Annotated in this window: 5 protein-coding genes; 3 read left to right on the plus strand and 2 right to left on the minus strand. The window is 52.5% G+C overall.

Features of this window, described 5'->3' with window-relative positions; genetic code table 11:
• Positions 1-51 precede the first annotated feature (51 nt).
• Positions 52-2,100 carry a TonB-dependent receptor family protein gene (locus CDH48_RS17810; RefSeq protein WP_100690066.1) on the minus strand — a complete coding sequence of 683 codons (2,049 nt, stop codon included), beginning with the start codon at positions 2,098-2,100 and terminating at the stop codon, positions 52-54.
• Positions 2,101-2,114: 14 nt separating this feature from the next.
• Positions 2,115-4,232 carry a NosR/NirI family protein gene (locus tag CDH48_RS17815; RefSeq protein WP_100690067.1) on the minus strand — a complete coding sequence of 706 codons (2,118 nt, stop codon included), beginning with the start codon at positions 4,230-4,232 and terminating at the stop codon, positions 2,115-2,117.
• 372 nt (positions 4,233-4,604) lie between these two features.
• Between CDH48_RS17815 and CDH48_RS17820 the strand changes: the two genes are divergently transcribed.
• The 3 genes from CDH48_RS17820 to CDH48_RS17830 all read left to right on the plus strand — a co-directional run bounded on the left by CDH48_RS17820 (position 4,605) and on the right by CDH48_RS17830 (position 9,100).
• Positions 4,605-5,705: a porin gene (locus CDH48_RS17820; protein ID WP_100690068.1), complete on the plus strand. Its 1,101-nt coding sequence runs from the start codon at positions 4,605-4,607 to the stop codon at positions 5,703-5,705.
• A gap of 241 nt (positions 5,706-5,946) precedes the next feature.
• Entirely contained in the window at positions 5,947-7,110 is a 1,164-nt protein-coding gene (gene nosP, locus CDH48_RS17825) for a nitric oxide-sensing protein NosP (RefSeq protein ID WP_100690069.1), read from the plus strand.
• Positions 7,094-9,100, plus strand: a complete 2,007-nt coding sequence (locus CDH48_RS17830) for a NahK/ErcS family hybrid sensor histidine kinase/response regulator (protein WP_227521164.1) — start codon at positions 7,094-7,096, stop codon at positions 9,098-9,100. Before nosP ends, CDH48_RS17830 begins: the two co-directional genes overlap by 17 nt.
• The last annotated feature ends 101 nt before the right edge of the window (positions 9,101-9,201 follow it).

Below are 9,201 nucleotides of genomic sequence, written 5' to 3' on the forward strand. Positions count from 1 at the left end.
TTTATTGTTTTTGCGGGAGCTTTTCGAGCAACCGTTTTTAACAGCCAGCATTCAGAAAACAAACTCAAGCCCAGCGTACCAGGTACGCCCGGAGGCCGGTTCAAAGTACCGGTTATTGCTGGCGTTAATGCGAATATTCGCGAAGTGATCCTTGTCGCCCAGATTACGAATGCCCGCAAAACCTTTCAAAAGAATGTTTCTGCCGGCATACAGTGTGTTTCCGCCCCGCAGGTTTACCAGCCAGTAACCGTCGACTTTTACTTCGTTGGCATCGTCGGCAACAATATCTCCGATATAGCGAACCTCCAGCGCGGCAAAAATGCCGCCCAAGCCTTGCCATGTCAGGCGGTTGGACCAAACCTGTTCTGGCAGGCCAGGTAACCGGTTGCCATCGTAACGGTCGCTTCCCGAGCGGTATGTATCAAACTCGTAACTGGCCAGGGTGAGTGCGGTTTCGGCGCGCCAGCTCGGTGAAAAGAGCCAGCCAGCCGCCGCCTCTATGCCTTTGCGCGTTGTGTCTCCGGCATTGCGATAGAAGGTCCGGTCATCGGGCCCCGGCAACTCGTAGGGGATCAGTTCATCGCGCACATCAACCCAGAACAGTGTGAGATCATAACTGATACCGGTGTTCAGTTCTCCTCGCAGCCCCAGTTCGTGATTGAGAGATTTCTGCGGCTCGGTCTCCGGGTTGAGACCGCCCACTCCGGACGGATTGGCAAATTCCGAGAAGGTCGGCGTCTCGAAGGCCGTACTGATGTTGGCGTATGCCTGGTGGTTGGGCAGATAGCGATAGCTTAAGCCTGCAGATCCGCTCCATTCCCTGAACGTTCGGCTCCCGTTTTGGTCACCATCCGTTGAAAAATCATCATCAACCCTGAGACGGATCCGGTCGAAACGACCACCAACCGACAGGAGCCATTGATCAGTAAGGCTCAGGTCGCCTTGTGCAAAGGCGCTCAAAGCCGTTGCCGTTTGCAATTCGTCTGCGGTCAGCCCCTGTAAATCGCCGCCGAAGCTCATTTCACGGCGGATACGGTCATCCCGTTGCTCACGGGCTTCCAGCCCAGTGACATAGCGAAAGGGAACCCCTGAGAGCTCAAGCGATTGCCGGTAATCGACCCTTGCTCCGAAATAGTCCCGATCGTAATCAATGCGGCTGTCACCAGGGTAGGGCAACTGCTGTTCAAAGTTCCTGCGAAGGTAAAATGTTTTGGCCCGTAACTCCCCCGGCCCTGCGGAGAGATCCTGGTATTGGAGTCCAAGCACCTGTTGATCGACGGTTTGCCCTGTGTCGTAATCTTCAGTAAACCGCCCGGCTTGCGATCGGTCTGCTTCCACCTGCTCAGCGGTAAGCGCACCCGGATCTTCGGAACGAGGATTCTGCAGCAGGTTTACGATGGTCGTCAGGGAACGGTCGTTCCCCAGCTCCCGGCGCAGTTTGGTATTGAGCAGGTATTTTTCGACCTTGGCATTGTCGCGATAGCCTTCGTAGTTGAGCGCAGAAGCGCTTACACTGTGTGACCAGGGTCCGTTTTGCTGGTTGTTTTTTACTGAGAGTTTGCCAAAGTTATCGCTTCCGCCGGTGATGCGAACCGATGTTTCATCGGGTTTTCGGCGCCCGTCTGAGGTGGTCACGCTGATAACGCCGCCCGCGGCATTGCCGTATAGAACCGAGGCTGGTCCCCGGATTACTTCGATGCGCTCAGCGCTGTCCAGGTCGATAGCGTCCAACTGGGCCTGACCATCCGGCAATGTGTAAGGGATGCCATCAACGATAACCGTAATGCCGCGCACGCCGAAAGGCGCCCGCGCTCCAAATCCCCGTATGGCTACGCGCTCACCCTGGGCATAGTTTTCCTGGTTTTGCAGAAAAATGCCGGGGACCTGGCTCAGAGTCTCATCCAGTTTTAATCGCTGCTGGCCATTCTGAATAGCCTCCTGCTGAACGACCGACATGGCAGCCGGCGTTTCATACAGAGCACGCTCCATCACTGGTGCGGTCACCACTATGTCGGCGGCAGACTGCCCATGAGTTGTCAGTGTGAATGAGAGCGTTGTCAGCCCGCTCAAAAGGAGAAATACAGATTTGTAGTTCGTCATGGCGTTTTCTCCTGTCAGGAAAGGCTTGCATCCGTGGCCAGGATATTGGCCGGGCGCGAGCGTTTTTTATTCTGCAAGCGCTTGTCTACGCACTGTTGCTCGTCGTTGAGTATGACCACGCACTCCAGACATTGGATGCATTCATCATAATCAATCCGCCCGTCTTTACGGATGGCGTTAATACCGCAGGCATTTTTGCAATGCTGGCAGGGGTTGCCGCATAGCTCCACGCGATCCAGCCAGCTGAACAGGCGTAACCGGCCCAGAATAGCCAATCCGGCACCCAGCGGACACAGGTAGCGGCAATAGAACTTATGAATAAACAAGCCAATAGCCAGCAAACCGAGGGCATAAATCACGAAAGGCCAATAACGCACAAAATAAAGGGTAATGCTGGTTTTAAACGGTTCTACCTCCACCAGTTTTTCCGCCAGCGCCAATGAATAAAAGGCGGTACCCAGCAAGCCGATAAGAATCGGATATTTGATCAGGATAAGGCGGCGATGCCAGCGCTCCGGTACCTTAATCTGGCGCAGGCCAAGCTTTTTGCCTAGCCAGGCAGTCATCTCCTGAAGTGCACCAAACGGACAAAGCCATCCACAAAACAATCCGCGCCCCCAAATAAACAGGCTGATAAATGTGTATAACCATAAAATGAAAATAATAGGATCGAGCAGGAACACATTGAGTGAGAAACCATCCCAGATCGCCAGTAATAGCGTGTATATGTTAACCACGGATAACTGGCCCTGGGCGTAGAATCCGATAAAGAACAGTGTGAAAAACAGAAAACCCCAGCGAAACCGGTGGACCAGCTTCGGATGTCTGCTCAACGTTCTCTGGTAGGCAAAAAAAACGCTCAATATAGCCAATGCAGTTACTACAAGCGCAATCTGCCACCACCGCTGTTTCCACAAACCAATCCATACAGGTTCGCGCTGATCCTGAATTGACGTTGTCGGCTCCACCTTTTCAAACAAGTCCGGGTTGAACTGAGCAGGCACGTCCATAATGGCGAGGTCCTGCACCAAGTGGTTACGTGACAGTTCAATGTGAAATTTTAGCGTGGCATCTGCACCGGGGTTGTAACCGGCACTTCCGCCAATGCGGAAAAAGTTGTGGGCGGTCAGGTCCGGCATACCCGTTGCCTGCAATTCCAGCCCCTGGCCTGACAGGTTCAAATCCCGCATTTCCAAAGCCAACCCTCCCTGACTCAGGCTCAGACGTTGCGAGATGCTGCCGGGTATAAAGCTCTCTGGTACGTGGGGAAACATTCCTTTTGACATCACAAGCATTACCTGTGTGTCGCTACCGAGGCTCTCCATCAGCATTTGGTAGCCGTCATCACCTAACAGATTGCGACCCACCATTGGCGCATTGACGTAGCCAAAGAAAAGCTCGGTGAACAGGCCATTGTCGGGATCATCAAAATCCTGGGGGTAATCTGCCAGTGACCGGCCAAGCTCAGATTCGGCAGCTTCGCGGCTTAGCTGCCACTGGCCAATGTAGCCGCGGTTGAGTAGCTGTTGCCATGTGAGAGGCTCAAAGAAGTCAGGTTTTGCTCTTGTTGGTGGCGCCTGCGCGAAGCCTGCAATATTGTTGCGTGCCACCTCCAGGGCAGATGAAAGAATCGTGTCGTTAATGATCAGAACGGAGACGGTGGCTTTGCTGACGCCGTCAAAATACACGGTGTTTCCGTCCGCTGTCCGTCCTGCGCTCCCGGTATTGGAGGTGTTAATTATGATCTGTTCTCGCAGTGACCGTCCTTCGTACTGGTCAACAAAGTCGAGCAGCGGCTTTTCGCCTATGCCGTGCAAAAACACCGGTTCGTGGTGGTTAAGTACTTTCACGCCGGTAAAACGGCCACGGGTGTCCATGCCGACCAGCATACTGATCGGCTTGCCGGCAAATCCCTGAAGTGGGCTCAGATCAACGGATTCATAGGCATAGCCCAGTAATTCCTGGAGCTGATACACAGGGTAAACAGGGAACCCCTCTAGTTTCTCACTGATAACCGTCGCCGATGGAAACAATTCCTGAATCAGTGATTTTTTTTGTTCAGAAAGTTCAGCTTGAGCTGCGGGACTGCAAACAAAAAAATACAGAAAAAGCAGCACGATGCGCCCGACCATGAGTTACTCCCGGTTTTTTTCGGGTAATGACAACCATGCTATTGGGTTTGTGTTTTGGCTCAATACGACCTCAGAGTCAGGCGTCTGCTACTTTATGGTTGCTTTTGCCAATGTAATGCGTGAAAGCGCTGATTTTGTTGAATGATTTGCGCTGCCTGACACGCTTCCGGTTTGTAACCCAGGATCGGGTTCCTTGATGTCGTAGTACAAAAGTGCTGTTCCTGCTCCCTCCCAAATAATCATAAAACCGATCCCCTCGACCGATATCTCAGGTTTCTTTGTTCGCCGATCATAAAGTTCAGGCAACAGCTGTCGCTTGAGACATCTGGTAAGGGTCGCCTGATTCTGAATATCCAAAATACTGGGGGAGTTATGAACAACAAAAAAATCAGAAGGTCAGCACTGTTCACCGCAATGTTCGCTGCAATGGGTACCAGTGCCGGGGTAAATGCGGCGGTCGAATTGTATAACCAGGACGGCACAACGTTTTCCGTTGACGGCTATTTCAACGCATTTTATGTGAACCGCGATGATGATGTGAGTGACACCCGCGACTCCCGCATCAAGATGGGTTTTTTGCCCAACACCATAGGATTTAATTTCAGCAAGGAAATGGGCGATCTGACGCTGGGTGGCCGTTCGTCATTCTGGACGTCAATCAATGACAGTCTGGATTCGCCTACGGATACCTCTATTGATGTGCGCCAGTTTTACGCCACCGTAGACGGTAGCTTTGGCCAAGTGTTAATCGGTAAGGACTTTGGTCTTTACGCACGCTCCAATATATTCCTCGATGAAATCCTGATGGGTTTTGGGTCTCCGGGGACGCCCGGTGGAGTGTCCTTTGGCAACATCCGTACGGGCTACCCGTACCCGACTCCGTCAGCCCAGATAACCTATCGTGCGCCGGAAATGTCCGGCTTCAATATTGCTGTCGGTGTTCTTGATCCGGCGGATACCGTTACCGGGGCAAATGATGAGAATTCTGCTCCGCGGTTCGAGTCGGAGGTAACCTACAGCACTGATGTGAACGGATTAGCGTTGACCGGTTGGGTCAACGGCCGTTATCAGTCAGCCGAAAATGGTGGCACTACGATTGACAGCAGCGGCGTTGGCTATGGTGTTAAAGCATCGTTGGCGGGCCTGACCCTGGCAGCATCCGGTTTTACCTCAAAAGGTGATAATCCGGTGCTGATTACCAACAGTGCACTCACGGAAGATGACGCTGATGGTTTTCTTGTTCAGGGGGCCTACACTTTTGGACCCAACCGCATAGTGTTGTCTTATGGCGAAACTGACGCTGAAATCCTGGATCTTGAAACCGAAAATACGACCCTCGGTTTTTTTCATGATGTGAATAGTAATTTCAAACTGGTTGCCGAATACAACATGTTTGAGAGCCAAAACCGTACCACCAATGCGACCAGTGCCGATAGCAATACCATCGCACTTGGAGCCATTGTCACGTTCTAGGCCTGGTTGACTGCGGGTGGTTGAGCCGGTGCTCTATCACCCGCTGCCTCGTCTAGAACTAAAGTGCTGGTTTTTTGGTAAGTGTACTCAAGCTGCTGATGGAATCTGATAATGGAGTATTGCTATCAATGGCTTACGATCGTTTCAGCGCGCCAGTAAAAAGCACTGAAGTCCCATTGGCGAAACTGTCGGATTCCTTAAAATTGTGGGGTCGTTATCTTTTTGCGGAACTAATCTCCCCATGCCGTCAGTAACTGCTGTTTCCGCTGTCCGTATTGCCAGCACCAGTGTTCACGAGCCGGTTCTGGCTGCCGATGACCTTGCCAGCCAGCTTAACCATCAGCATCTCGGATATGTACTGTTCTTCTGTTCCGCAGAGTATGACCTTGCCGGATTGGGGCGGGCTCTTGAGCAGGCATTTCCGGATGTACGCCTCTCAGGTTGTACCTCTGCAGGCGAAATCACTACTCGCGGCTACGATCGTGGGAGTATTGCGGCTATTGGTTTTGATAGCCGATTTTTCTCGATTGACTGTGCCCTTATTCGTGAGATGGACCGGTTCTCACTGCAGGATGCGCAAAGCCTCATTGACGGCCTGTTGACGAACTGCCGCAATGCACGGCTTGCTCCTATCAAAGGGAACACCTTTGCAATTACTCTGCTGGACGGGCTTTCCAGCCGTGAAGAGCTGGTACTTGCAACCTTGAATGCCGCACTTGGCAGTATTCCACAGTTCGGTGGGTCAGCGGGTGACGATGAGCGCCTGGCAAATACTCATGTCTTTTATGGGGGGCGTTTCTATGCTGGTGCGGCCACGGTTCTTCTGGTGAATACACCACTGGAATTCCGTGTGTTTTCCTGCCACCACATGACCGCGGGCCATGAAAAACTGGTTGTGACAAATGCTTGCTCCGACAGTCGAACGGTTTATGAGTTAAACGCAGAGCCCGCCGCTGAATCCTACGCTCGAGCCGTGGGCGTTGCTACAAATGAATTGGATCGCACGGTTTTTGCCCTTAGACCATTGGGTGTGAAAGTCGGTGGTCATTATTTCGTGCGGTCGATACAGTGCGTCAATCCAGATAAAAGCCTGACTTTTTATTGTGCCGTAGAGACCGGCATTGTAATGACGACCATGACACCCGAATCATTGCTGGACAGTGTGCGAGAGCAACTTGAAATCTCCGAAGATATTGTCGGGCCGCCGTTGGTTACCATTGGCTGCGATTGTTTTCTGCGCCGTCTGGAGGCTGAACTGACCGGTGAGGCAGAGGCACTGTCGGAGTTTCTGAGTAAGCACAGGGTGGTTGGTTTTAACACCTATGGGGAGCAGTTTAACGGTATACACATTAACCAGACATTTACGGGGGTGGTTATTGGCCAGCCTGATGCCGGTTCACTTTAACGAACAGCACCCAGACACCTCTTTGCTGCAGCGTATTGCAACGCTTGAGGCTGACAACGAGCGCCTGCGTAAAATTTGTGATGCGCTCATTGAGCGGGTGGAGTCCGGAACGGCCCACAAGCCGGATCCTTATGCTGCTTTTGAACACTCGGTGGTACTGGCTGAGCAGGTGCGCGAGCGCACAGAAGCATTGAGCCAGGCGATGGATGAACTTCGCAGTAGCAACAAAGCGCTTAACAGAGCCCGTGAAGAGGCAGAAACGACTCGCCAGCGCCTTAGCGATGCCATTGAGAGTATTGCCGATGGGTTCGTGCTCTTTGATCACCGCCATCAACTGGTCCAAAGCAACAGCCGCTTTCGCAGCTACTGGCGTCATACCGGCATTGATATGCCCCCTCCAGGTACCAGTATCAAAGTTGTTTGGCAGTTGGCGCTGGCGTCCGGATTAATTGTGGAAGAACATCGTGAGCCCGATTCCGATGGTGTGATACTCCTGCTTTCAAACAATCGCTGGGTACAGATGACAGAACGACCCACACGTGAGGGCGGGCTGGTAGTGCTGTATTCGGATATCACTGATATTAAAAACAGCGAAATGGCACGCCGAATCAAAGCGCTTGAAGAAAGCGAGCGCTGGATTCGTGTGGTCACCGACCATGTGCCGGCGCTGATTGCCTATGTCGGTGCTGATTTGACCATCCAGTTCTGTAATCAGGTTTATGAAGCCTGGTACGGTCGCAACGGTGAATCACCTTTAGGCAAGCGCCTTGACCATGTGCATTCGGAAGATCTTTATCGGCGGTTGTTGCCGCAGATGCTGGAGGTGTTGGCCGGTTACAATGTGAACTTTGAATTTGAAGAAACCGGTGAGCAGGGGCAAGTACGCTACATGCTTCGTTCCTATGTGCCCAACTTTGATGAGCAAGACGATGTGATCGGCTTTTTTGTGTTGATTCAGGATATTACTGAACATCGCAAAACCGCCCTGGCGCTTGAGCAGGCCTATGATGATCTTGAATGTCGCATCAAGGAGCGCACTTCGGCATTGACCGAGGCTAACAGCCAGTTGCGTCAGGAAATCCGCGAGCGCGCATCGGCAGAAGCACGCTTGCAGGAAGCAAAACTGGACGCAGAGCGCGCAAACCTGTCGAAAACCAAATTTCTGGCTGCCGTCAGTCACGATTTGTTGCAGCCTCTGAACGCCGCCCGGCTGTTCACCAGTGCCTTGCTGGAGCAATCGTTTGGCCCCAAAGCCGAGGGATTAGTACGCTCTGTGAGCACGTCTCTGGATGATGTGGAGAGTTTGCTGGGCACACTGGTGGATATTTCGAAACTCGATGCCGGTGTGATTAAACCGGATATCACAGCATTTGATCTGCGCGACCTGCTCAACAACATCGCTCGTGAGTGTCAGCAAATGGCTGTCGCAGAGGATCTTACCCTGGACTTTGTGCCATCCTCGGCGATTGTGGAATCTGATTCACAGCTGTTGGCCCGTATTCTGCGGAATTTTCTGACCAACGCCATCCGCTACACCGGCAGTGGCCGCATTTTGCTGGGATGTCGGCGACAGGCTGAGCATGTTGTATTGCAGGTGTGGGACACCGGGCCGGGTATTCCGCAGGATAAGTTAAGCGAAATATTCCAGGAATTTAAACGTATTCGTCCTGAAGGATCGCGTCCAGACAAGAGCCTGGGCCTTGGTCTTGCTATCGTAGACAAGATCGCACGCATGCTGGGCCATGAGATCACGGTGTCGTCGGTTGAAGGCAAGGGTTCGGTATTTGGTGTACGGGTGCCCTTGGGTAAATTGCCGCCGCGGCGATCGGCAGCAGTAAAAAAACACAATTCTGCTGAAAGTCATGGCCTGGGCGGGGCAATAGTCTGGGTGATCGATAATGATCACGCAATTTGTGAAGGCATGAAAACATTGTTGGAAGGCTGGGACTGCAGAGTGACAGGTGCCACCTCGCCCCCTCTGGCAGGATAGTTGGCACTACTTAATTTTTAACCAGTTGGGCGGTTCAGGTGTTGATAGTGCCTCGTTATTCCGATGAACGTAAAGTCGCAGTGCTGGCAAAGTTATCGCCG

The sequence above is a fragment of the Marinobacter aromaticivorans genome, assembly GCF_002806975.1.
In the GTDB taxonomy this organism is placed as follows: domain Bacteria; phylum Pseudomonadota; class Gammaproteobacteria; order Pseudomonadales; family Oleiphilaceae; genus Marinobacter; species Marinobacter aromaticivorans.